Consider the following 23553-nt stretch of genomic DNA (forward strand, 5'->3'; position numbering starts at 1 on the left):
AGATTTTTCACAATCAGGCGGGTTGCAGCTCGGTGACCACTTTGCCGGCGTTCATGCGCACCAGTTGGTCGGCGACGTCGAAGTAACGATCGTCGTGGGAAATGACGATGATGGTCTTGCCCAGACGCTTCAGGTCCGGCAGCAGTTCGGTGTAGAAAATCCGCCGGAACGTCGGGTCCTGGTCGGCGGCCCATTCGTCGAACACCAGCACCGGACGCTCTTCCAGCCACGCATTGATCAACGCCAGACGCTTGCGCTGGCCGGTCGACAGATCGGTGGTGGTGAATGCACCGTCGCGCACGCTGACCTTGTGCGCGATTTCCAGGCGCTCGAGGTATTGGTTGGCGTCTCTCGGAATAGGCGTGTCGCCCTGCACCACGTCATCGAACAGGTAATAGTCGGCGAAGATCGTGGTAAACAACTGGCGATAGTCGTCGCGGGTGAGGGCGGTCACGACCTGGTCGTTGAGGCGGATTTCACCCTGCTGTGGCGCATACAGGCCCAGCAGCAGTTTGATCAGGGTGGTCTTGCCGCAGCCGTTTTCACCGACGATGAAAATGATGTCGCCCTGATCGATCTTCAGGTTCACCGGGCCCAGACGGAACGGCGCAGCGCCTTCCACGGTCGGGAAGCTGTACGAGACATCGGCCAGTTCCAGGCTGTGCACGGGTGTTTTTTTATTGCCCTGATCGCTGAGCAGCAAGTGCGGCTCGGGTGAGGAGAATTGCTCGGACAACTCGGCGATCCGCCGGAACGCGATCTGCGCGCGGCCCACAATCGGCAAAGCCGCCATGACATGTTCCAGCGGACCTTTCATGTACAGCAGCACCAGCACGAAGCCGCTCATCACCGCTTTGTCGGCGCTCGGCCACAGCGATTGCAGGGCCAGCGCCAGGCCGATCACCACAAAGAACAACATCGAGCCGAGGGTCTTGGCGACCACATAGATGTTCACCGAGCGCACCTGGGTGTCGCAGATCTGGTCGGCGGTGGTCTGGATGCCCGAAACGAACATGCGGTGGCGACGCGGACGGTGGATGCGCAGTTCCTTGGCGCCTTCGGCAATCGCGTTGTAGTGCTTTTGCAGGTCGTCTTCATGGTCGCGGGCTTTCATGAAACCCTGCATGCCACGGCCCTGAGCGATGTACTGGATGATTGTGCCGATCAGGACCGCCACCACCATCATCAGGAACATCGGCCACGACAGCATCGCCAGGTAACCCATGCAGCCGAGGGTGACGGTCATGGAAATGGCCAGCGGCGAGAAGGCGAAAGCAAAGTCGCTGATGGTGTCGACGTCGTGGGTCAGCACCGGGATCAGCCGATGACTGCGGTAGCGCTCGATCTGCTCGATGGGTGCCGACAACACTTTTTCGCCCAGCTCTTTGCGCAGCCTGGCGATGATGTGCTGGCCGACGAAGTTGGTGCCGATGTCGGAAAAGATCGAACTGGCCAGGGCCAGCAGGCACAGCCCGGCGAACACCGCGACCACGTTGCTGGTCAGGCCGGCTTCGGAGTGCAGTGCGGTGTTGATCGTCGCCAGCAGCGCCGTGACGCTCAGGCCGCCGACCATGCCGAGCAGGATCGACCCGGCAACGATCAGCCGAAAGGGTTTGAGCAGGGCGAACAATTCATTGATCACCCCGCGTGTTGGTTTGCTCATGGAGGTTCCCTGCGTGAAAGAGCGGCGAAGGCCGGCATCGGCTGCGGGCGTCGCCTGGGTGACGTAGAGGGCAGTGGCGCGTCGCAATGGATCGCGCCATCTTTAGAACGACTGGCGGGAGGGTTAATTTAGCGTGGCGACGGGGCGTTACAGATCCCGCGCGACCCGGAAACCGATCCAGTCGCCGCGCTCGGTCGGCACCAGCGCATTGCGGTTGCCGGAGCGCGAGAACACCGGCGCTTCGCCCCAGTCGTTGCCGCGGATGCGCTTGAATTCGCATTTGCCGGTCAGCCAGGCGCTGCCATCGCTCGGAGCGCCTTCGTAGTTGTCGTTGTAGCAATCGGCGGTCCATTCGTAGACGTTGCCGTGCATGTCGTACACACCGAAGGCGTTGGGCGGGAAGCTGCCGGCCGGCGCGGTGAAGTTGTAGCCGTCGGCTGCGCCGTAGGTGTTGGCATGTTTGGCGATGCTGTATTCCTTGCCCTCATCGAACGGGAAGGGGAACGGGCCAGTGGTGCCGCCGCGGGCGGCGTATTCACGCAGGGATTCACTGACCAGTCGATATGGCTTGCCGGTTTTTTTCGACAGCCAGGCCACGTAGGCGTTGGCCTCGGCGAAGTCCATGCACACCGCCGGGTGCCTGTCGGTGTACTGCTTGCGCGGGTCGCTGCCGGCGTAGTCCGGAACCCCGGCCTTGCATGCGCGCCCCGGGCGATCATCGCCGTCGGGCATTGGGTAGCCGGTGTCCTTGAGGTAGGCGAACCATTCGCCCTTGAGTACCTGGAAGCGGCTGATCGCCAGCGGTTTGGCGAACGTTACCGGGTGCATCGGGCCTTCGTCGGGCTCACGGCCGACTTCGTCTTCCGGCGTGCCCATGGTGAACGTGCCGGTGGGCAGCACGACCATTTCCGGGCAGTCCTTGCAGTCCTTGAACACTTTGCCCGGTGCTGGCGGGGTGGCGGCCTGCACAGCGTTCGGCAGCAGGCTGGCGGCGAGGGCGGCGAACATCAGCGCCGGCAGGGTTTTCAGGGCAGAACGAGGCAGTTCACTGTTCATTTCGAGTCTCGTCAAAAGGAAAAAGGTTCGGCTCACAGCGCCTGATCCAGTACGGCCAGCAGGCGATCGATCTGGGCCTCGTCGTTGAGCAGGCCCGGTGCAGTGCGGATCACCGGGCCGACATCGCGCTCCACGGCATCGGCTACCACCTTGTTGGCCATCAGGTGCGCGGCGATCTTGTCGCAGTCCTTGCCCTTGACCCGGAAGAAGGTGAACCCGGCGGAAAATTCCGGGCTCAACGGCGTGACCAGTTCGATCTGTGGACGCTGCAACAGGCGTTTTTTCAGGTAGCTGTTGAGCTCATGAATGCGCGCCTGCACGTCGGCCTTGCCCAGTTGCAGGTGCAACTTGAACGCCTCGGTCAGCGCCCAGCGATGCTCGAACGAGTGGTAGCCGCCCGGCGTCATGGTGGTGGAGAAGTGTTCGGCCTCGGAAAAGGTCGGGATGATCGGTGTGACGTATTTCACGTCCGCCGTGCGGCTGACCACGATCCCGGTGCCGCGGGGGCCGAACATCCATTTGTGGGTGCCGGCGATGAAGAAATCGCAGTTCATCGCCGGGAAGTTCACGTCTTCCACACCGAAACCGTGCACGCCGTCGACGACATACACGATGCGGTCGGCTTCGCTGCGGCCACGGTTGTGTTTGTCGACCAGCGCACCGATGTCGGCCAGCGGCAGTTTCACGCCGCTGCCCGAATGCACCCAGCACATGCCGAGCACGCGGGTCTGCGGGCGGATGCTGCGGTCGATATTCGCCAGCAGCTCTTGCTTGCTGATCGGGTACGGATCGTTGAACAGACGGATCTTGCGCACCTTGGTGCCGTCACGCTGGGTGCGCAGTTCGAGGATGGTGTGGGTCGCGTAGTGTTCGTGTTCGGTGGTGAGGATTTCCTGATCGGCGCGTACCTGGACACCGCCGTAAATCATCGCCAGCCCTTCGGTGGTGCTGCCGGTCAGGGCAATCTGCCGGGCATCGGCCTGCACGTATTTGCCGGCCCAGGCGCGCACGTCCTCTTCCCGTTTTTCGGTGACGCCGTGGTCCCAGTCCATCGCCAGCCCCGGGTTTTTGTCGAGGGCGGCGCGGTGCATCTCGATTGCTTCGCGCACCGGGCGCGGGTGGCTGGTGACGAGGAAGTTGGAAAAGTGCAGCCAGGCCGGATCCTGATCGAACAACTGCTGCAACTGCGCCCACTTGTTGCGTGGCAGCGCGGCGGCGGTCGAAGCACTGGCGATGTTCGGCAGGCTCGCGCCCAGCGGCAAGGCCGCGGCGAGAAGCCCGGCCTGCTTCAGAAAGTCACGACGGTTGCTCATGGCCTGGCGACTTCCCGGTTCGAAGCGATCGCCGGTCTGGCGGATTTCTCGACCTGATCCCAGACCCGCAGGAAATTGCCGCCCCAGAGCTTGGCGATGTCCGCTTCGGAATAGCCGCGCGACAGCAGTTCAGCGGTGACGTTGCGGATCTCGCCGACGTTCTCCCAGCCTTTGACGCCGCCACCTTCGTTGAAGTCCGAGCTGATGCCGACGTGGTCGATGCCGATCTTGCGCACGGTGTAATCGATGGCGTCGCCCAGGTCCTTGAGGCTGGCTTTGGGCTCTTCTTCGAGGATCGCGTAGAGCTGGCCGGCATACTCGCCGAACTTCTGTTCGGACCAGGCGGAGATGATCGGATCGCCTGGCATCAGAGCCACGGCCAGGTTCGGCAGCGGCGGCAGGTCGAAGCGCTTGCGCAGCTCATTGAGCTTGTCCTGAGTGCCTTGGGTCAGCGGTCGCAGGTACTGCGAGAAGCCGACGATCTGCACCACGCCGCCGCTGTTTTTGATCAGCTGCATTTCCTTGTCGCTGAGGTTGCGCGGGATATCGACCATGGCCCGCGGTGCCGAGTGCGAGGCCACCAGCGGCGTACGGCTCAGTTGTGCGACTTGCTCCAGAGCCTTGGTCGACATTTGCGAGACGTCGATGATCACGCCCAGGTCATTCAGGCGCTTGACCGCTTGCTTGCCGATATCGGAAAGACCGTCGAGGGCGTCCGGCGAGTCATTGAAGAACGGCAGCGGGCGCGACGAGTCGGCCCAGTCGTTGTTGCCGATGTAGCTGAAGCCGAACATGCGCATGCCGCGTGCCGTCCACAGGTCCAGCTGGCTCAGGTCATGGCCTAGCGGGTAGGCGTTGAGCATGCTGATGAAGATCGCGAACTTGCCTTCGCCGTGCAGGCGCCGGAAATCGTTGGCGGTATAGGCGATGCCGACCTGGTTGGGGAAGTCGCGGACCATGCCGGACAGGATCTTGTAGCGGATCTCCTGCTGGTTGCGCGCCTCTTCGACAAAACCGGCGGTGGGCTTGTGCGGGGCGTTCGGGCCGTTCCAGATTTCCGGCCAGCCGAAAATCGTCAGCGCCGCGCCGGACAATCGTCCGCGATTGGCCTTGACCAGGTCGAACTGCTCGCTGCCGTCCTTGTCGATCTCGTTGCCGGTGGTGCCGAAGTTCTGGGTGATGGTGATGTGGCTGTCGAACGAGAGCATGTGCTCGTGCAGTTCTTCGGCTTGCTGCATGATTTTGACCGGGTAGCCCGGATTGTCCTTGAACCCGATATCCCAGACCGCGAAACCGGCACCGGCGCTGATCGCCAGGGCCAGCGGCAGGCCGATGAATAGAGCCTTTTTCGAACGTGGTTTTGTCATTGCCATCTCAGTCAGGTTCGCCGTCGAGGTACAGGCGCAGAGGCCTTTGCTATCTGGGAAGAACGAGCGGGCGCGGCAGAAAATTAGTCCGCCCTGATGGCGCTTAAATTTGTTCGGTCAGCAAACGTTCTAGCTTGGATAAAGCCTGCTTCAGGGCTGAACACAGGTAGGGCAATGAGGATTTCTCGACGATGGTTCATGGCAGGCCTGGCGTTGACCGGCGCTGCCGTACCTGCAGCTTATTTCGGGCATCGTGAATGGACGAAGCCCGACCCGACGATCACGCCCGGCGAGGCGTCTTTCGATGTCGCCGACGTGGCCGGGCAACGTCTGGCGAACGCGTTGCGCGGGGTCTGGACGATCCACTTCACGGGCCGGGATGCCGGCCTGGACGGCTTGCCGACCCAGGGCCTGGAAGTATTCATCGACATCGGCCAGAAAGGCCGGGGCGTGTGTGGCTTTCTCGACACGCCGGAGCGTCTGCGCTCTGCCGACACCCCCCGTTACCGGATTCTCGGCGATCTGGCCGGGGCCGAGGCATCAAAACTGAGTTGGCGACTGTTGGGTGCCGACGGCAGTGTGGACTACGAATTGAACATGATTCTGGATGAGGTCTGGGCCGATTTCGGCAATGCCGGCAGCGGCACCCTCAGCGGCACGGTGCAACGTCTCGACCGCTCGCTGGCCCTGCCGGCCCAGGATCACCGTTTCGTTGCGGTCAAGTGCCTGTTCCCGGAAGCGCGGCAGCGTACGCCGTTGAACCCGACGTTGCTGGCGTGGCTGGTGTCGCCCGAGCACCGGCTGTTTCACCAGGTCTGGCATGCGACGCGGGACAAGTGGCACACCTTGTCGGAAGACAAGCGCAATGCCTTGCGCGGCCTCGGCTGGCAGCCCGGCCCACGCGACCTGGAACGTGATGCCCGTGGTCCGCGCAAGGATCGCAACGGTTCGGGCATCGACTTCTTCTTCATGCACCGACACATGCTCGGCACGGCGCGTTCGATGCAGGATCTGCCGTCCTGGCAGTTCTTCCCGTTGCCGCAGCCGGAACTGATTCGCGACCGTGTCGGGTTCGCCCGTTACTTCGATAACCACGACGGCACCTCGCTGCCGCCGACCTGGCTGGCCGAAGGCGACGACGAGTACGCGCAATGGGTCAGCGACATCAAGACCGCCGAGACCTACCAGAGCAACTTTGAGGTCTGGGAGTCGCAGTACCGCGATCCGCAATATCTGTCGAAGCTGACTCTGGGCCAGTTCGGCTCCGAGGTGGAGCTGGGCCTGCACGACTGGCTGCACATGCGCTGGGCCTCGGTGCCGCGCGATCCCTCCAACGGTCAACCGGTGCCGTTTGCCCGGGATCTGGATGACTTCGCCGCACGCTGGTTCGCCCCGGAAAACGACTTTCTCGGCGACCCGTTTTCGTCTCATGTGAACCCGGTGTTCTGGGCGTTCCATGGCTGGATCGATGACCGGGTGGAGGACTGGTTCCTCGCTCACGAGCGTTTCCATCCGGGCCAGGTCACGCGACTCGAGGTCAACGGTGTGAAATGGTTTGCCCCGGGCCGCTGGGTCGAAGTGGCGGATCCATGGCTCGGTCCGACCACTCACGGTTGCAGCACGGTGCCGGGTTTGCAGGTCGGCAAGTCGGTGGAGATGGACCCGGAAACAATGAAGCTGGCGCTGCGCATCACCTTCGGCGAGGACGAAAAGAAGCTCGAGAGCCTGTTCCGGCGAGTGCCGAAACGGCCGTGGTATGCGCGTCATCTGACGGCGAAGAACAGTCCGTTCTGAGGACTGTGTTGTCGCGCATTCGCGGGCTCGCCCGCGAATGCAATGCGAAGGCGACGCCGTCAGGGCGTCCGCCAGCCTCCACCCAGTGCCTTGTACAACGCCACGCTCGCCTGCAGGCGCGACAGGCGCAGTTGCACATTCAGATCCTGCGCCGCGTACAGCGTGCGCTGGGTTTCCAGCACCGTCAGCCAATCCTCGGCGCCGGCCTGATAGCGGCGCTGGGCGATATCGAACGCCGTCTGCGCCTGATTCAGTTCTTCACTTTGCCATTGCCGCTGTTCATCGAGCCCGCGAATCCCGTTGAGGGCTTTTTCGACGTCGGCGAAACCGTTGATGATCGCCCCGCGATAGGTTTCCAGCAGTTCTTCCTGGCGTGCGGTGGCCTTGTCGCGCTCGGCGCTCAGGCGACCGTTGTTGAAGATCGGTGCGACCAGCCCGGCGGTGAGGTTGTAGAAGGGGCTGCGAATCATGTCGTCGAACTGGTTGGCCCCGGAGCCCAGTTGGGCGGTGAGGGTGACGGTCGGCAGCATGGCGGCGCGGGCGACTTTGACGTCGGCTTCGGCCGCCGCCAGTTGCGCTTCGGCGCGGGCGATGTCCGGGCGACGGCTGAGCAGGTCACTGGGCACGCCGGCGGCGATGGTCGGCCATTGCAGGCGCTCGAACGGTTCGGCGCCGGTCTGCAGCTCCTGCACCGACCGGCCGAGCAGGGCGGCGAGGCTGATCAAGGCGTCACGGGCCTGTTGTTGCACCAGCGGCAGTTGCCGTTGTTGCGCGGCCACCAGACTTTTCTGCTGGGCCAGTTCCAGCGCGGTGGCCGAGCCTGAGTCGTAGCGGGTCTGCACCAGTTTCAGCACGTTCTGCGCGTTGGTCAGGTTCAGTTCGGCGATGCGACTTTGCTCACGCAGCGACAAGGCTTGCGCATAGGTATTGGCCACGCTGCCGAGCAAGGTCAGTTCCACAGTCGCCCGGTCGAACTCGCTGGCTTGCAGGGCAAACTGCGCGCTGTCGCGGGAGGCGCGTTTGCCGCCCCAGAAGTCGATTTCGTAGGACGCGCTCAGGTTGGCATCGAAATAATCCACAGCCTTGTTGCTGCTGTCCGCGTCGAGCTGGGAGTAGCCATTGCCGCGCAGCAGTTTCTGTCGATTGGCGTTGGCCCCGGCCTTGATTTCCGGCAACTGCGAGCCGCCGGCGATCACCGTGCCGGCCTGGGCCTGGCGCACCCGGGCGACGGCGGCCGCGAGGTCGAAGTTGCCGAGGCGGGCCTGTTCGATCAGGCGGTCGAGCTCGGGACTGCCGAACTGTTTCCACCAGTGCGGATCGATGCGGGCGACGCTGGCACCGTGGGGAGATTGCCAGGTCGTGGGCGGTTGCAAGCCGCTGTCGGGACGCTGGGCGGGACTGCCGCAGGCGCTGAGCAACAGGCACACGGTCAACAGGCTGAGGCGCGGTTTCATAGAGCGATCATTCACTGGTAAGGGCCGTGACCGGGTCGAGCCGGGCGGCTTTGCGGGCAGGCATGAAGCCGAAGACAACACCGGTCACGAGGGCGCAGCCGAAGGCGCCGAACACCGCCATCAAGGAAAACGCCACGGCGACTTCGCTGAGCATCAGCACGCCGCCGACGATCAGCGCCAGGGCGATCCCGGCGATCCCGCCGACCACCGAGAGCATCACCGCTTCGGTGAGGAACTGGCGCAGGATGTCCCGTTGCCGGGCGCCGGTGGCCATGCGGATGCCGATCTCGCGGGTGCGTTCGCGCACGGTCATGAGCATGATGTTCATCACGCCGATCCCGCCCACCAGCAGCGAAATGGCAGCAATCGAACCGAGCATCAGCGACAGGGTGTTTTGCGTGCGCGCCTCGGCCTGGATCATCGCGGCGTTGTTGGTCAGCTCGAAATCCTTCTTGCCGTTGTGCAGGCGCAGCATCAATTGTTCGATGGCGTGTTCGGTTTCCTTGACCTTGCGCGCATCGGCCGCGGCAATGGCCACGTATTCCGGATTGCGCGTGCCGAACAGCCGGACGCTGGCGGCGGAGTAGGGGATGGCGATGCGGTCATCGCTGTCCTGATCGCCGGAACTCGCGCCTTTTTCCTGAAGCACACCGACTACCTGGAAGGGCACGTTCTCGATCAGGATGTACTGGCCGATGGGGTTCGGCACATCCTTGAGCAGTTTGTCCCGGACCTTCTTGCCGATCACCGCCACGGCGCTGGCGTTGCGTTCGTCAGCGTCGGTGAAGTAACTGCCTTCGACCACCGGCCAGTTGAAGATCGCCGGGAAGTTGGTGTCATTGCCGCCGACGTAGCTCAGGTGGTCGACGTTGCCGAAACGCACGCCGGCCTCGGCGCCGTTCACCGGCATGATCCGCTTGACCTGCGGCAGGCTGGCCAGCGCCGCCACGTCATCGAGGGTGACGATGCCCGGTGGCGTGCGCGGGTTGGGTGCCGAGCCGCTGAGGTAAATGATGTTCGAGCCGAACGCGCCCATCTGTGCCATGACCTGGCGCTTGCTGCCTTCGCCGACGCCAAGCATGACCACCACCGAGGCTACGCCGATGATGATCCCGAGCAGGGTCAGCGCCGTGCGGAAGCGGTTGATCCACATCACCCGCCAGGCGGCATGCAGGGCGTCCACCAGCTCGCCTTTCCAGGCGCCTGAGGCTTGCGCGCCTTCGCTCAGGCGCTTGCGCAGGTCGACGGCTTGCAAGGCGCCGGGGCGGGCCGTGGTCTGGGCTTCGGGATTGTCCCGGGCGCTGTCGCTGATGATCAGGCCGTCGCGGATCTCGATGATGCGCTTGGCCCGGGCTGCCACTTCGCGGTCGTGGGTGATCAGGATGACCACGTGGCCCTGACTCGCCAGTTCGTCGAGCAGTGCCATGACCTCTTTGCCGCTGTGGCTGTCGAGGGCGCCAGTGGGTTCGTCGGCAAGAATGATGTGGCCGCCGTTCATCAACGCCCGGGCAATCGACACCCGTTGTTGCTGACCGCCGGACAACTGGTGTGGGCGGTTGCCGGTGCGCGAGGCCAGCCCGAGGCGGTCGAGCAGGGCGGCGGCGCGGGCGTGGCGTTCGGCGGCGGGTGTGCCGGCATAGATTGCTGGCATCTCGACGTTTTCCTGGGCTGAACCGGACGGAATCAGGTGATAACCCTGGAACACGAATCCAAAGGCTTCGCGGCGCAGCCAGGCCAGTTCATCGGTGTCGAGGCCGGCGACGTCTTCCCCGGCAAAGCGGTATTCGCCGCAAGTGGGGCGGTCGAGGCAGCCGAGGATGTTCATCAGGGTCGATTTGCCGGAGCCGGACGCGCCGACAATCGCCACGAATTCTCCGGCGTGGATCGACAGGTCGATCCCGCGCAACACATGCACTTCAGGTGCGTCGCCGCCGCCGTAGGATTTGCGGATGTCCTGCAGGTCGATCAGGGGCGTCTGCATTCAGCCTCCGCTGCCATCGGCCGGGCCGACCAACAGGTGATCGCCTTCACTCAAGCCTTCCAGTACCTGGACTTTCAAGCGATCGCTGATGCCGGTGTGCACTTCGCGAAACTGAATCTCGCCATTGGCGGCGATCACCTGGGCGGTCTGCCGGTTTGCCGTGGCAGTGCCTTGCAGGGCGGCGACCGGTGCGGTGAGGACGTCTTTTGCCTGACTGGCGACGAAGAACACCTGGGTGGTCATTTCCGCCATCAAGGCATTGTCGGAGTTGTCGACATCCAGCAGCACGGTGTACAGCACCACCCGGGCGCTGCCACTTTTGCTGGAACTGGCGGGACTGCCGCCGCCCTGGCTGGTCTGGTCCAGCGGCTTGGGCGGCACTGGCAGAATTTGCCGCACGGTGCTGCTCCAGCGCCGGTGGCCGCCACTGAGGGTGGTGAAGTAGGCGGTCATGCCCGGTTTGACGTGGCCGATGTCGGCTTCGGAAACCTCCGCCCACACGGTCATCGGCGACAGCTTGGCGATGCGCAGGATCAGCGGTGTCTGCTGTTGCGCGTTGAGGGTCTGGCCTTCGCGCGCATCGAGAGCAACCACGGTGCCGGCCATCGGCGCATAAATGCGGGTGTAGCCGAGTTCGGCCTGATCGCTGCGCAGGCTGGCTTCGGCCTGACGGATCTGCGCCTGGAACATGTCGATGCGCGCCTGGGTGGCTTTCAGTTCGGCGCGGGCGGTCTGCACATCCTCCTCACGGGTGGCACCACCGGCGGCGAGATGCTGCTGGCGCTGGTATTTCTGCTGTGCCAGTTCGTGCTGTGCCTTCTGTTCCTGCAACTGGGCCTTGAGGTTTTCGATGGAAAAACGTCCGGCGTCGAGTTTGGCTTTCTGGGTCGAGGGGTCGATCTCCACCAACAGTTGGCCTTCCTTGACCACATCGCCGACTTCCACGTGGATCTTCTGGATCTGCCCCGACGCCTGAGCGCCGACGTCCACATAACGCCGAGGTTGCAGGGTGCCGAGTGCGGTGACGCTGCTTTCGATATCGCCACGGGTCACTTGCACCGTGGCGAATTTGTCCCGGCCGGGCGGCAGGATCTGCCAGGCGGCGTAGGCCGCGACGGGGATCAGACAAAGGGCTGCGAGCAGGGCGCGTCGGGCGGGGCGGGGACGTTTCATGCAGGGTTCCGGCCAGTGGAAATCGGCCCGTCGTTCAGCACGCATGCACAGGATCGGGCACCGTTGAACGCTGCCGCAGGGCGCGGCAGACACGGGGAGCTGTCCTGTTAACGATGAAAGCGGAACGGAATTTAAGCGGCGACACAGGTTGTTACAGCAATCTGAAGGTATAGCCGGACACAATTTGTCGGGCAACGACAAACACTACTTTAAATCTATATGAGAATTACTATAAATTACGCACCTCAAGTTGCCACTATCTTGCTACTGCCTCGTGCGGCTCAGCAGAACGGTGTGCTCAAGGACAGAACCCGCACTCAAGCGGCCGGGAGTCATGTTGGAAAACTACTATCGTGAGCTGGTGTGTTTCCTGAACGCCAGGCTCGGCAACCGACAGGTGGCCGAAGATGTGGTGCATGACGCTTATGTGCGGGTGCTGGAGCGTTCCAGCGACACGCCCATCGAACAACCCCGGGCCTTCCTTTATCGCACCGCGCTGAATCTGGTGATCGACGACCATCGGCGCAACGCCCTGCGTCAGGTCGAATCCCTGGAAGTGCTCGACAGCGAGGAGCGTTTTTTCACCCCGTCCCCCCACAGCACCCTCGACCATGGCCAGCGCCTGGACATGATGCAGCGTGCACTGGCCGAGCTTGCGCCGCTGTGTCGCGAAAGTTTTCTGCTGCGCAAGATCGAGGGCCTGTCGCACCCCGAGATCGCCGAACGCCTTGGCATTTCCAAGGCGCTGGTGGAAAAGCACATCGTCAACGCCATGAAGCATTGCCGCCTGCGAATCAAACAATGGGATGCCCATTGAGCCGTCGTCGTTAAATTTTATTTCACTGTCCTCGTTCCTACTCAACAGACGACCTGCTGTCCTGCTCCGGGCCGGCCGGTCACCCAAGCTCTTCCTCCGCGCTGTTCGGGGGGTTCATCCAGAGGACACTGGAAATGACACAGGCAATTGCATCGCCCATCGTTCACGACCTGATCGGCGTCGGTTTCGGCCCTTCGAACCTGGCGCTGGCCATCGCTCTGCAGGAGCGAGCCCCGACCCTGGGCGAGCTGGATGTGCTGTTTCTCGACAAGCAACCGACCTACAGCTGGCACGGCAACACCCTGTCGACTCAGAGCGAGTTGCAGATTTCCTTCCTCAAGGATCTGGTGACCCTGCGCAATCCGACGAGCCCGTATTCGTTCGTCAATTACCTCAAGCATCACGGTCGTCTGGTGGACTTCATCAACCTCGGCACCTTTTACCCATGCCGCATGGAGTACAACGACTATCTGCGCTGGGTCGCCGCGCAGTTCACCGAACAGAGCCGTTATGGCGAAGAAGTGCTGACCATCGAGCCCGTGCTGCACAACCATCAGGTCGAAGCGCTGCGGGTGATTTCCCGTGGGACGGACGGCCAGCAATTCGTCCGCACTGCGCGTTCGGTGGTGGTCAGCGCCGGCGGTACGCCGCGCATTCCTGAATCCTTCAAGGCGCTCAAGGGCGATGCCCGGGTATTCCACCATTCGCAGTACCTGGCCGAGATGGCCAGGCAGCCGTGCGTGAACAACAAACCGATGAGCATTGCGATCATCGGCGGTGGTCAGAGCGCGGCGGAAGCCTTCATCGACCTGAACGATTCGTTCCCGTCGGTGCAGGTCGACATGATCCTGCGCGGCTCGGCCCTGAAACCGGCGGACGACAGCCCGTTCGTCAACGAAGTGTTCTCGCCGGAATTCACCGACCTGATCTTCCAGCAGAAGAGCAGCGAGCGTGAGCGTCTGGTCAACGAGTACCACAACACCAACTACTCGGTGGTGGACATTGACCTGATCGAGCGCATCTACGGCATCTTCTATCGTCAGAAAGTCTCCGGTGTTGCGCGTCATGCGTTCCGCACCCTGACCACCGTCGAGAAAGCCACCGCCACCGAACGCGGCATCGAACTGGCGGTGCGCAACAACGCCACCGGTGAAGTCACCGTGCGTGTCTACGACGCCGTGGTGCTGGCCACCGGTTACGAGCGTCAGATGCACCGCAAACTGCTGGCGCCGCTGGAAGAGTACCTGGGTGACTTCGAGGTCGATCGCAACTACAAACTGATCACCGACGAGCGCTGCAAGGCCGGTCTGTACATGCAGGGCTTCTGCCAGGCCAGCCATGGTCTGAGCGATACGCTGTTGTCGATCCTGCCGATCCGCGCGGACGAAATTGCCGGCTCGCTGTATGAGCACGGAAAAAACCGTGGGCACAGCCGTTCGGTGATGGATCTGTTGCTGGCCACCGCCAGCTGATCGTCCTTTCAGCCTGATCGTTCCCACGCTGCGTGGGAACGATCCTGAAGGCAATCCTGAACCCTTCCTGAACACCCGCCACATTCCCCGACACACTTCTTTTTGCGGGTTTACTCTCCAGACATCGGGGCGTAAGCTTCGCGCGTTTTCATCAATAGCGGAGACCCACAGTGGGTACTTGTTCGAGTGACAGTTGTCGGCCGGTCCTTGTAACCGGCAGATTCTCGGCAAGATAACGCGCATTCCTTTGTGCCGTTGTCTCGCCGAACAGCGAGCAGCGGCATCCCGATCATGGTCAGTTGAGACCCTGTCCCGAAGTCCTTCTCATCGACGCTGAAAAGAGCGTGGTTTCGACTTTTTCGTCGCAATCGCAGCCCTATCGACACGCCTGTCTTTTTTGACTGGCGCGCCAACCCTTGCCGTGCCGGTTTTTCGGTGCAAGAGGGCTGGACGTACCTGCTCGACGGTTTCCCGGCTGACCATAGGGGCAACAGCCATGAAACTTACGCTCAAGGAATTTTTCGCAGGCTTCCTGCGTACACGCCACATCGCCCGGCACTTCCGTCGCCTGGCGTTGCTGGAAACCCTCAAAGACACCACGGTCAGCCGTGAAGTGCCACCCACCCTGGCCAATACGCTGGTGGACGCCGCCCATTGCGACAGCGGCGTGCTGCTGTCGAACCTCGGCACGCACACCGACGGCCTCACGGATTTTGAAGTCGATGCGCTGCGGGCGCAGCACGGCCTCAACGAAGTCGAGCACGAGCAACCGCTGCCGTGGTGGACCCACCTGTGGCATTGCTACAAAAATCCGTTCAACCTGCTGCTGACTTTGTTGGCGGTGATCTCGTGGCTGACCGATGACCTGAAAGCCGCCACCGTGATCTTCTCCATGGTGGTGCTCTCGACTCTGCTGCGCTTCTGGCAGGAAAGCAAATCCAACCAGGCCGCCGATGCGCTCAAGGCCATGGTGAGCAACACCGCCACGGTGATGCGCCGGGACGAACCGCGTATCGAACTGCCGATCAAGCAACTGGTGCCGGGTGATCTGATCGTGCTCTCGGCCGGTGACATGATTCCTGCCGATTGCCGGGTGCTGAGCGCCAAGGATCTGTTCGTCAGCCAGGCGGCGATGACCGGTGAATCGATGCCGGTAGAGAAATTCCCCCGTCAGGCGGATCGCGATACGCGCAACCCGCTGGAACTCCACAACATCCTGTTCATGGGCACCAACGTGGTGTCCGGCACGGCGGTGGCGGTGATTCTCACCACCGGCAACAACACCTACTTCGGTGCGCTGGCCCTGCGGGTCGGGGCGACTGATCGCGCGGTGACTTCGTTCCAGCAAGGCGTGAACAAAGTCAGCTGGCTGTTGATCCGCTTCATGTTCGTCATGGCGCCGCTGGTGTTGTTCATCAACGGTTTCACCAAGGGTGACTGGACCGAAGCGCTGCTGTTCGCGCTGTCGATTGCCGTGGGCCTGACCCCGGAAATGCTGCCGATGATCGTCACCTCGACCCTGGCCAAAGGTGCGGTGTTCCTGTCGCGCAAGAAAGTCATCGTCAAACGCCTGGACGCGATCCAGAACTTCGGCGCCATGGACGTCCTGTGCACCGACAAGACCGGCACGTTGACCCAGGACAAGATTTTCCTGGCGCGCAATGTCGACGTCTGGGGCGAAGACTCCGACGACGTGCTGGAAATGGCCTATCTGAACAGCTACTACCAGACCGGCCTGAAAAACCTGCTCGATGTGGCGGTGCTGGAACACGTGGAGATCCACCGTGAGCTGAAGGTCGGCACGGCATATCGCAAGGTCGACGAGATCCCGTTCGACTTCAATCGCCGGCGCATGTCGGTCGTGGTGGAAGGACACGGCCAACCGCATCAGTTGATCTGCAAAGGCGCGGTGGAAGAAGTGTTGTCGGTGTGCACCCGGGTTCGTCACGGTGAAGTCGACGAAGCCTTGAGCGATGAATTGCTGGCGAGAATTCGTCAGGTAACAGCAGCATTCAACGCTGAAGGCTTGCGCGTGGTAGCGGTGGCGGCACGGTCGATGCCTGAAGGTCGCGACACTTACAGCCTGGGCGACGAGCAGGAATTGACGCTGATCGGTTACGTGGCATTCCTCGATCCTCCGAAGGAAAGCACCGCACCGGCGCTCAAGGCCCTGGCCGAACACGGCGTGGCCGTGAAAGTGCTGACCGGCGACAACGAACTGGTGACCGCCAAGATCTGCCGCGAAGTGGGTCTTGCCCAGCAAGGCCTGTTGATGGGCAACGACATCGAGCGCATGAGCGACGCGCAACTGGCAGTGGCGGTGGAAACCACCAACGTGTTCGCCAAGCTGACACCGACCCACAAGGAACGCATCGTGCGCATCCTCAAGGGCAACGGCCACGTGGTCGGGTTCATGGGCGACGGCATCAACGACGCACCGGCCTTGCGCACTGCGGACATCGGTATTTCCGTGGACAGCGCGGTGGACATCGCCAAGGAAGCGGCCGACATCATCCTGCTGGAAAAGAGCCTGATGGTGCTGGAGGAGGGCGTACTGGAAGGGCGTCGGACCTTCGCCAACATGCTCAAGTACATCAAGATGACCGCCAGCTCGAACTTCGGCAACGTGTTCTCGGTACTGGTGGCCAGTGCGTTCATTCCGTTTCTGCCGATGCTGCCGATGCACCTGCTGGTGCAGAACCTGCTGTATGACATTTCGCAGATCGCGATCCCGTTCGACAACGTCGATGACGAGATGCTGAAACAGCCGCAGCGCTGGCAGCCAGGGGATGTCGGGCGCTTCATGCTGTTCTTCGGCCCGATCAGTTCGATCTTCGACATCACAACGTTCGCCTTGATGTGGTACGTGTTCGATGCCAACACCCCGGATCACCAGACCCTGTTCCAGTCCGGCTGGTTCGTGGTCGGGCTGCTGACCCAGACGCTGATCGTGCACATGATCCGCACGCCGAAGATTCCGTTCCTGCAAAGCCGCGCGGCCATGCCGTTGCTGGTGATGACCGCAATCATCATGGCCGTGGGCATCTTCCTGCCGATGGGGCCGCTGGCGCACTACTTCAAACTGCAGGCGCTGCCGTCGATGTACTTCGTGTTCCTGCCGGTGATCCTGCTGGCGTACATGGCACTGACCCAAGCCGTGAAAGGCTTCTACATCCGTCGCTTCGGCTGGCAGTAACAGGAAAGATTCCCCCCTTGTGGGAGCAAGGGGGGCGGTTTCAAGGAGTTCAACATGCAAGCCATCAACAACATCAACCTCGATTCGCTGCTCGACACCCTGGTCAGCCTCAGCGCAGCCTTCATCCTCGGTGGCCTGATCGGTTTCGAGCGCCAGTACCGGCAACGCACGGCGGGTTTGCGCACCAACGTGCTGGTGGCAGTCGGCGCGGCGATTTTCGTCGACATGGCCAACCGGCTCGGCGGGGCGGAAGGTGCGGTCCGGGTGGTCGCCTACGTGGTGTCCGGCATCGGTTTCCTTGGCGCCGGTGTGATCATGCGCGAAGAAGGCAACGTACGCGGCCTCAACACCGCCGCCACACTCTGGACATCGGCAGCGGTAGGCGCCTGTGCCGGCGCCGACCTGCTGGCCGAAGCCGTGCTCGGCACCTTGTTCGTGCTCGCCGCGAATACCTTGCTGCGGCCGATCGTCAACAACATCAACCGTCAGCCGCTGGATGTAGTCTCGGCGGAAGTCACCAACATCGTCTACGTGATAGCCCGGCGCTCGCAGCAGACGGCCGTGTTCGCCTTGCTTGAGGCCGAGCTCGAGCGCAGCAACTACCCGGCCAGCGATGTCGATGTACATGCCTTCGGTGCCGATGAAATCGAGATCGAAGCGACTCTGGCGACCACCTCGGTGGACGGCGATGAACTGGACGCGCTGGTGAAGCGGATTTCAACTTCGAACCTGGTGGTGCAGGCGTTCTGGAGTCCGAGTACCACGGAATAACCAAGCGAACGCCCGTCGTCGGGCAATGGCAAGGGTGACCGTCAGCCGGATGAGTGACGGTCATTTTCGGAATAGTCCTACAGAGCATGCCTCGATGCTTGGGTAGTCTTGCCGCCACTTGAAGCGACTGACGAGACTTCCACGATGGCCGACAAAACCTTGCGTATTTTGATCGCCGACACCCGGCATTTTCACCGGATGAAGATCGAGCGGATGTTCAATGCCCTCGATTACTACCGCATTGCACCGGTGCAGAACTTCTCCGAACTGCTGTCGCTGATCGATTACGGCTGCGAGCCGTTCGATGTATTGGTGACTGACTCTCAACTGGCAGGTGGAATGCCGGATCTGCACGGATTCCTGTTCGATCTGGCGCAGGTCCGGCATGCACTGGTCTATGGCGAAGCGGTGAACGCGTCGGATGTTCCCGGATATTTTCGGCCAAAGATCACCACCTGCAACGCCGCGCTGCCCTCAATGAGTGCCATCTCACAATTGATGGCATCCGTCGATGCTTCACGTGAGCATTCATCGTGCAGGTGCCCGGCAAAATCCCTCGCGCAATTGCACGCTTGATCACAAATCGCTCGATGGCGCAACTGTCAGGTCTGACAGGTGTTTCGCCATGCGTTCCGTGTAACAGTCGTAGCGCAGCTACCAGTAGTCCCGTTCATGCAAGATCGGTGGCGTCATCGTCATGTATTCGCCCGGGAGTGGTCATGGATTCAGCATTGATCGTCGACGACCATCCGGTGGTCGTCGGCGCCGTCAGAATGGTTCTGGAATCACTGGGCTATAAATCGATTCATGTCGCTTCGAGTGGCGTTGAAGTGGTGCCGATGATCCGTGCACACGCGCCGAAACTGATCGTGCTCGATTTGAAGCTCAAGGGCATGGGCGGTCTTGAAGTGCTGGAGAGGATCAATGCGCTCGGGCTGGTCTGCAAAATCGTGATTTTTTCATCGGCCGACCCCGACAGCTACCTGGCGCGTTGCCGACGTGCAGGTGCGATGGCTTTTGTGGCCAAGTCTGCCGAGTTGCAACAGTTGCAGAGTGCGATCAAGGCTGTCCGTTCGGGTTACAGCTATTTTCAGGAATTGCCTCAGGTCAGCGCAGGTCATTGCGGTGTGCACAGTGACGAGCGAGAGCAGATCGAACGATTATCCAATCGCGAATTACACATTCTCGTGCAATTGGCGCTTGGCAAGCCCAACAAGGACATCGCCCTGGAGATGAACCTGAGCTACAAAACCATCAGTACTTACAAGACTCGCCTGATGCTGAAGCTCGGGATCGGCTCACTGGTGTTGTTGCGAGAGTTTGCCAGACGCAACCATCTGCTGTGAGAGGCTGCCCCATGATGAGGCCGCTGCGATTCATTCTTCTGTTGATCTTCATTTTGGCAAACGCAGTGCAGGCAGCCGGGACTGCGCAAAAACTGGAAATCATCTCCCGCACCCGGCTGGAGGGTGTGCAGTTACGTCTCGACGAGCAGGATCGGCAGTGGCTCCGGGCACACCCGGTTTTGCGCATCGGCGCCTCCGGGCCGGACTATCCTCCCTTTGAACTGACCCGCAACAGACACGAACTGGAAGGCCTCACGGCCGAATACGCCGACGCGATCGCACAGGTGCTGAATGTCCGGATCGAGGTCTGGTGCTACCCCGATCGCGAAGCCGCCATGGCCGCGCTCAAGTCCGGGGAACTGGACTTGCTGGGGACCTCGAACAACTATGAGATTGCCGATCCCGACCTGATGCTGTCCCGTGCCTACGCCGAAGATCAGCCGATGTGGGTGACCCGGCTGGACGAGCCGTTGCCCGATGATCTGGCAGGCAAGCGCATTGCCATGGTGGAAGACTACCTGCCGGCTTCGACCATCGAAAAGGTTTACCCGCAAGCCACCTTGCAGCGTTATCGCTCGATTCTCGATGCCCTCGGCGCCGTGGCATTCGGGCGGGATGACCTGTACCTCGGCGATTTCATCAGCGCCAGCTATCTGATCAACATCAACTTCCACAACGACCTGCAACTGGCCGGCCCTTCGGGCCTCGACGCCAACCCTTTCGCTTTTGCCCTGACTCGCAGCAGTCCACACTTGAAACGTCTGGTCGACAAGGCCTTGTTGGCGATTCCCATGGAGCAGCGCCTGGCCATGGAGCTGCGCTGGAGTGCCGGGCGTGCGGACATGACGGGACAAGCGCGGGTAAGTCTCAGCAGCAGTGAACAGGCGTGGCTCGACCGGCATCCGAGCGTGCGGGTCGGTGCGATCGAGGATTTCGCCCCACTGACGTTCTTTGATGGCGAAGGAAAATTTCAGGGGCTTACGGCGCAGTTGTTGAGTCTGATCAGTCTGCGCAGCGGTTTGAAGTTCGAGATCGTACGGGGGCAGTCACTGGATCGACAGATCGAACAATTGAAGAGCGGGAAACTCGATCTGCTGCCTGTGGTGACACCGAGCAGCGAGCGTGAACTCGAAATGCGTTTCTCCCGGGCTTACCTGAACAATCCGTTCGTATTGGTCGGCGGCGTGTCGGCGCAAGACGTGAGAACGCTGGACGACATGGCCGGCAAGCGTCTGGCGATCTATCGCGGTCACCCGTTGCGCGATTATCTGCGGGAAAGAGTACCGCAGCTCGGAATGGTCGAAGTACAAAGTCCGGCTGCCGGAATGGAAGCGATTGTCAGCGGGCGAGCCGACGCCACGCTGAGCTCATTGATGGTGGCTCGCTATCTGATTTCCCGTCAGTACCGGGGTCGAGCCCGGATTGTCGGCACGGTGGGGGATCAGCCTGCCCGGATCGCGCTGGCCACCGCGCCGGATGCGGTGGCACTGCACTCGATTCTGAACAAGGCGCTGTTGAGCATTGCGCCGAAGGAAATCGACGCTCTGGTCGAGCGCTGGGGGCGTGATGCCGTTGCCGATGACAGTTACTGGCAGCGCCATCGACGGGAAATCCTGCTTGGATTCGCCGGTGCTTCGGGATTATTGCTGTTGGCGTTGGGCTGGATCGCTTTTCAGCGCCGGCAGATTCGCCAGCGCCAGCAATGGCTGCTTCAACTGCAGGAAGCCAAGGACGCGGCGGACGACGCCAATCGGGCCAAGAGCACATTTCTGGCAGTCATGAGTCACGAAATCCGTACACCGATGAATGCCTTGCTGGGCATGCTGGAACTGGCGCTTAAACATGCCGATGAAGGTGTGATCGATCGTCCGGCGATTCAGGTGGCTTCCTCTGCGGGGCAGCAACTGCTGGCATTGATCGGCGATATTCTCGACATCGCACGTATCGAATCCGGTCATCTGTCGCTGACTCCCGAACGCGTCAATCTGCGTGACGTGGTGTTGTCGGTGTGCCAGGTTTTCGAAGGGCTGGCACGGGAGAAGCAGTTGTCATGGCACGTAAACCTGGATGAACGCAGCAATGTCGAGGTGATGCTCGATGCCCTGCGTTTCAAGCAGATGTTGTGGAACCTGCTGAGTAACGCGATCAAGTTTACCGATCAAGGCAAGGTCAGTCTGCGCTGCCAGGTTTTTACCGAACAGGACGGGCGGGTGGACGTGGGAGTGGTCATCGAAGACAGCGGCCGGGGCATCAGCGCCGAAGATCAGCAACGCTTGTTCAGCCCGTTTGTGCAAGTTGGCAGCCATCCGGCGACGGCCCGCAGCGGCTCCGGCCTGGGGCTGGTCATCAGCCGCAGCCTGTGCCGGATGATGGGCGGCGATCTGTGGATGACCAGCGAACTCGGACGTGGCACACAAGTCATGCTGCGCCTGGAGCTGACCGTGCTCGAGTCGCTGGTTCAGAAGGACGCCACGACGCCGTCGGTCACGGCAGTAAAGCCGCTGGACGTGCTGGTGGTGGACGATCACCCGGTTAATCGTTTGCTGTTGTGTCGGCAGTTGAGCGAACTCGGGCATCGCTTTGTCGACATCGGGAGTGGTGAGCAGGGGCTGGATCTGTGGCGCGGCCAAACGTTCGATGCACTGATCACCGACATCAACATGCCCGGACTCAACGGTTATGAACTGGCGCGAACAATTCGCGAAGAAGAGGCGGCGACGGGCAGGGCGCCTTGTCTGATTCTGGGGTTTACCGCCAATGCGCAGATGGAAGAGAAACAGCGATGTCTGGCTTGCGGAATGGATGATTGTCTGTTCAAACCTGTTTTGCTGCGGGAACTGAGCCGGGCGCTGATGGCCGCAGATTCCGGCGAAATACAGGCCGCAGGAGCGGAGGATCAGCTATCGCCCGGTTTCGATCTGACTTCGCTGTTGCGGCTGGCGGGTGCAGACAATCCGCTCATCGGGCAATTGCGTGAGGAAGTATTGAGCAGTTTGCGCACCGACCTGGAACGCCTGGATGAGGCCGGTCGGGAAGGCGATCGTGCGGGTCTGAAGGATCTGGCTCATCACGTCACGGGTGGCGCGCACATGATCGGTGCCGAGCGTGTGGTCTCGGCGTGCCGGGTACTGGAACAGGCCTGTCGGGACGGTGAGCCCGAGGCTGCACTGGAAGTTGCAATCGAATCGCTGCGCGTGGCCATGCACGACCTCGCGCAGCAACTTCAGGCCTGAGCGGTCAGTCCCACTGCGGCGCGATGCCTTTGGGGCTGGTCAGGCGATGACCGCGATCCAGGGTGGCGATCAGCGTCATGTCGGCCTCGCTCAGGGTCAACGCGGTGGCGCCGAGATTGCCTTGCAGGTTGGCGCGTTTGGTCGATGACGGAATCACCGCGTAACCCGATTGCATCGCCCACGCCAGGGTGACCTGCGCCGGGGTGGCTTGCAGACGCTCGGCGATCTGTACGATCAGCGGATCCTTCAGCACTTCGCCATAGGCCAGGGTCATGTACGAGGTGATCTGAATGCCCTGACTCTGTGCGAACTCCACGACTTTGCGGTTCTGAAGGTACGGGTGCAGCTCGATCTGGTTGGTGGCGATGTTGTCTGCGCCAACCGCTGCGATGGCTTGTTTCATCAAGTCGATGGTGAAGTTGGACACACCGATCTGCCGGGTCAGGCCCAGACGCTTGGCTTGCAGCAGGGCGCCCATGAACTCCTCCACCGGCACCTGATCTTCCGGCGACGGCCAGTGGATCAGCGTCAGGTCGAGATAGTCGGTCTGCAGCTTTTGCAGGCTCTCCTTGAGGCTCTCGATCAGACGGTCTTTGGTGAAGTTGGCGATCCAGATCTTGCTGGTGATGAAGAGTTTGTCGCGGGCAATACCGCTGGCGGCAATGGCCTGGCCGACCTCGGCTTCGTTCTCATAGATTTGCGCGGTGTCGATGACCCGGTAGCCGAGCTCAAGGGCGGTGCTCACCGAATCGATGACCACCTGACCTTGCAGGCGAAACGTACCAAGACCGAAAGCGGGAACAGACATACAGGACTCCAGGGTTGCAGTGGGAATGGGCGGGAGTATCCGCTGCTGCTTCCTTGAGAAAAACCGCTGTCGGGGCAAAGTACTGTTGACTGAAAGTCACGAATCACAG

16 protein-coding genes are annotated in these 23553 nt (G+C 61.7%); 8 read left to right on the forward strand and 8 right to left on the reverse strand.

Annotated elements, in window-relative coordinates; translation table 11 throughout:
• Positions 1-13 precede the first annotated feature (13 nt).
• The 4 genes from C6Y56_RS09395 to pvdM form a co-directional block, all read right to left on the reverse strand.
• Positions 14-1663 (reverse strand): cyclic peptide export ABC transporter, encoded by a 1650-nt coding sequence (locus tag C6Y56_RS09395; protein WP_169429613.1) that lies wholly within the window; start codon positions 1661-1663, stop codon positions 14-16.
• A 147-nt stretch (positions 1664-1810) separates the two neighbouring features.
• Positions 1811-2719 carry a formylglycine-generating enzyme family protein gene (locus C6Y56_RS09400; protein ID WP_169429614.1) on the reverse strand — a complete coding sequence of 303 codons (909 nt, stop codon included), beginning with the start codon at positions 2717-2719 and terminating at the stop codon, positions 1811-1813.
• Between the two features lie 32 nt (positions 2720-2751).
• Positions 2752-4032 carry an aminotransferase class V-fold PLP-dependent enzyme gene (locus C6Y56_RS09405; protein ID WP_169429615.1) on the reverse strand — a complete coding sequence of 427 codons (1281 nt, stop codon included), beginning with the start codon at positions 4030-4032 and terminating at the stop codon, positions 2752-2754.
• Positions 4029-5399 carry a pyoverdine-tailoring dipeptidase-like protein PvdM gene (gene pvdM, locus C6Y56_RS09410; protein ID WP_169429616.1) on the reverse strand — a complete coding sequence of 457 codons (1371 nt, stop codon included), beginning with the start codon at positions 5397-5399 and terminating at the stop codon, positions 4029-4031. The genes C6Y56_RS09405 and pvdM overlap by 4 nt, the downstream gene beginning before the upstream one ends.
• Positions 5400-5573: 174 nt before the next feature.
• On the opposite strand from pvdM, the gene C6Y56_RS09415 reads away from it, so the two are divergent.
• Positions 5574-7193 (forward strand): PvdJ/PvdD/PvdP-like protein, encoded by a 1620-nt coding sequence (locus tag C6Y56_RS09415; protein WP_169429617.1) that lies wholly within the window; start codon positions 5574-5576, stop codon positions 7191-7193.
• Between the two features lie 59 nt (positions 7194-7252).
• Here C6Y56_RS09415 and C6Y56_RS09420 read toward each other — a convergent pair whose 3' ends face one another.
• The 3 genes from C6Y56_RS09420 to C6Y56_RS09430 are packed head-to-tail and all read right to left on the reverse strand — an operon-like array spanning position 7253 to position 11801.
• Positions 7253-8647 carry an efflux transporter outer membrane subunit gene (locus C6Y56_RS09420; protein WP_169429618.1) on the reverse strand — a complete coding sequence of 465 codons (1395 nt, stop codon included), beginning with the start codon at positions 8645-8647 and terminating at the stop codon, positions 7253-7255.
• A 7-nt stretch (positions 8648-8654) separates the two neighbouring features.
• On the reverse strand, positions 8655-10628 hold the full coding sequence (locus C6Y56_RS09425) for a MacB family efflux pump subunit (RefSeq protein ID WP_169429619.1): 1974 nt from the start codon (positions 10626-10628) through the stop codon (positions 8655-8657).
• Complete coding sequence (locus C6Y56_RS09430) at positions 10629-11801, reverse strand: efflux RND transporter periplasmic adaptor subunit (RefSeq protein ID WP_169429620.1); 1173 nt, start codon at positions 11799-11801, stop codon at positions 10629-10631.
• 334 nt (positions 11802-12135) lie between these two features.
• On the opposite strand from C6Y56_RS09430, the gene C6Y56_RS09435 reads away from it, so the two are divergent.
• The 7 genes from C6Y56_RS09435 to C6Y56_RS09465 all read left to right on the forward strand — a co-directional run bounded on the left by C6Y56_RS09435 (position 12136) and on the right by C6Y56_RS09465 (position 22636).
• Positions 12136-12618 (forward strand): sigma-70 family RNA polymerase sigma factor, encoded by a 483-nt coding sequence (locus C6Y56_RS09435; RefSeq protein ID WP_169429621.1) that lies wholly within the window; start codon positions 12136-12138, stop codon positions 12616-12618.
• 134 nt (positions 12619-12752) lie between these two features.
• Positions 12753-14090, forward strand: a complete 1338-nt coding sequence (locus C6Y56_RS09440; protein ID WP_169429622.1) for a lysine N(6)-hydroxylase/L-ornithine N(5)-oxygenase family protein — start codon at positions 12753-12755, stop codon at positions 14088-14090.
• A gap of 496 nt (positions 14091-14586) precedes the next feature.
• Entirely contained in the window at positions 14587-17286 is a 2700-nt protein-coding gene (mgtA, locus tag C6Y56_RS09445; protein ID WP_169429623.1) for a magnesium-translocating P-type ATPase, read from the forward strand.
• 54 nt (positions 17287-17340) lie between these two features.
• Positions 17341-18057, forward strand: coding sequence for an MgtC/SapB family protein (locus C6Y56_RS09450; RefSeq protein ID WP_085711975.1), 717 nt, complete (start codon positions 17341-17343; stop codon positions 18055-18057).
• A gap of 144 nt (positions 18058-18201) precedes the next feature.
• Positions 18202-18633 (forward strand): chemotaxis protein CheY, encoded by a 432-nt coding sequence (locus C6Y56_RS09455; protein WP_169429624.1) that lies wholly within the window; start codon positions 18202-18204, stop codon positions 18631-18633.
• A gap of 143 nt (positions 18634-18776) precedes the next feature.
• Positions 18777-19403 carry a response regulator transcription factor gene (locus C6Y56_RS09460; RefSeq protein WP_169429625.1) on the forward strand — a complete coding sequence of 209 codons (627 nt, stop codon included), beginning with the start codon at positions 18777-18779 and terminating at the stop codon, positions 19401-19403.
• Positions 19404-19414: 11 nt separating this feature from the next.
• Positions 19415-22636, forward strand: a complete 3222-nt coding sequence (locus C6Y56_RS09465) for an ATP-binding protein (protein WP_169429626.1) — start codon at positions 19415-19417, stop codon at positions 22634-22636.
• 4 nt (positions 22637-22640) lie between these two features.
• On the opposite strand, the gene dkgB is transcribed toward C6Y56_RS09465, so the two are convergent.
• On the reverse strand, positions 22641-23444 hold the full coding sequence (dkgB, locus tag C6Y56_RS09470; RefSeq protein WP_169429627.1) for a 2,5-didehydrogluconate reductase DkgB: 804 nt from the start codon (positions 23442-23444) through the stop codon (positions 22641-22643).
• Positions 23445-23553: the final 109 nt, after the last annotated feature.

Source organism: Pseudomonas fluorescens, assembly GCF_012974785.1.
Classification (GTDB): Bacteria; Pseudomonadota; Gammaproteobacteria; order Pseudomonadales; family Pseudomonadaceae; genus Aquipseudomonas; species Aquipseudomonas fluorescens_BT.

Excerpts from the sequence above, each read along its gene's own strand:
- C6Y56_RS09420 (WP_169429618.1), bottom strand. The coding sequence starts at position 8,647 with ATGAAACCGCGCCTCAGCCTGTTGACCGTGTGCCTGTTGCTCAGCGCC.
- C6Y56_RS09425 (WP_169429619.1), bottom strand. The coding sequence starts at position 10,628 with ATGCAGACGCCCCTGATCGACCTGCAGGACATCCGCAAATCCTACGGC.
- C6Y56_RS09430 (WP_169429620.1), bottom strand. The coding sequence starts at position 11,801 with ATGAAACGTCCCCGCCCCGCCCGACGCGCCCTGCTCGCAGCCCTTTGT.
- C6Y56_RS09395 (WP_169429613.1), bottom strand. The coding sequence starts at position 1,663 with ATGAGCAAACCAACACGCGGGGTGATCAATGAATTGTTCGCCCTGCTC.
- dkgB (WP_169429627.1), bottom strand. The coding sequence starts at position 23,444 with ATGTCTGTTCCCGCTTTCGGTCTTGGTACGTTTCGCCTGCAAGGTCAG.
- C6Y56_RS09465 (WP_169429626.1), top strand. The coding sequence starts at position 19,415 with ATGATGAGGCCGCTGCGATTCATTCTTCTGTTGATCTTCATTTTGGCA.
- C6Y56_RS09455 (WP_169429624.1), top strand. The coding sequence starts at position 18,202 with ATGGCCGACAAAACCTTGCGTATTTTGATCGCCGACACCCGGCATTTT.
- C6Y56_RS09400 (WP_169429614.1), bottom strand. The coding sequence starts at position 2,719 with ATGAACAGTGAACTGCCTCGTTCTGCCCTGAAAACCCTGCCGGCGCTG.
- C6Y56_RS09450 (WP_085711975.1), top strand. The coding sequence starts at position 17,341 with ATGCAAGCCATCAACAACATCAACCTCGATTCGCTGCTCGACACCCTG.
- C6Y56_RS09440 (WP_169429622.1), top strand. The coding sequence starts at position 12,753 with ATGACACAGGCAATTGCATCGCCCATCGTTCACGACCTGATCGGCGTC.
- C6Y56_RS09405 (WP_169429615.1), bottom strand. The coding sequence starts at position 4,032 with ATGAGCAACCGTCGTGACTTTCTGAAGCAGGCCGGGCTTCTCGCCGCG.
- mgtA (WP_169429623.1), top strand. The coding sequence starts at position 14,587 with ATGAAACTTACGCTCAAGGAATTTTTCGCAGGCTTCCTGCGTACACGC.
- C6Y56_RS09460 (WP_169429625.1), top strand. The coding sequence starts at position 18,777 with ATGGATTCAGCATTGATCGTCGACGACCATCCGGTGGTCGTCGGCGCC.
- C6Y56_RS09415 (WP_169429617.1), top strand. The coding sequence starts at position 5,574 with ATGAGGATTTCTCGACGATGGTTCATGGCAGGCCTGGCGTTGACCGGC.
- pvdM (WP_169429616.1), bottom strand. The coding sequence starts at position 5,399 with ATGACAAAACCACGTTCGAAAAAGGCTCTATTCATCGGCCTGCCGCTG.
- C6Y56_RS09435 (WP_169429621.1), top strand. The coding sequence starts at position 12,136 with ATGTTGGAAAACTACTATCGTGAGCTGGTGTGTTTCCTGAACGCCAGG.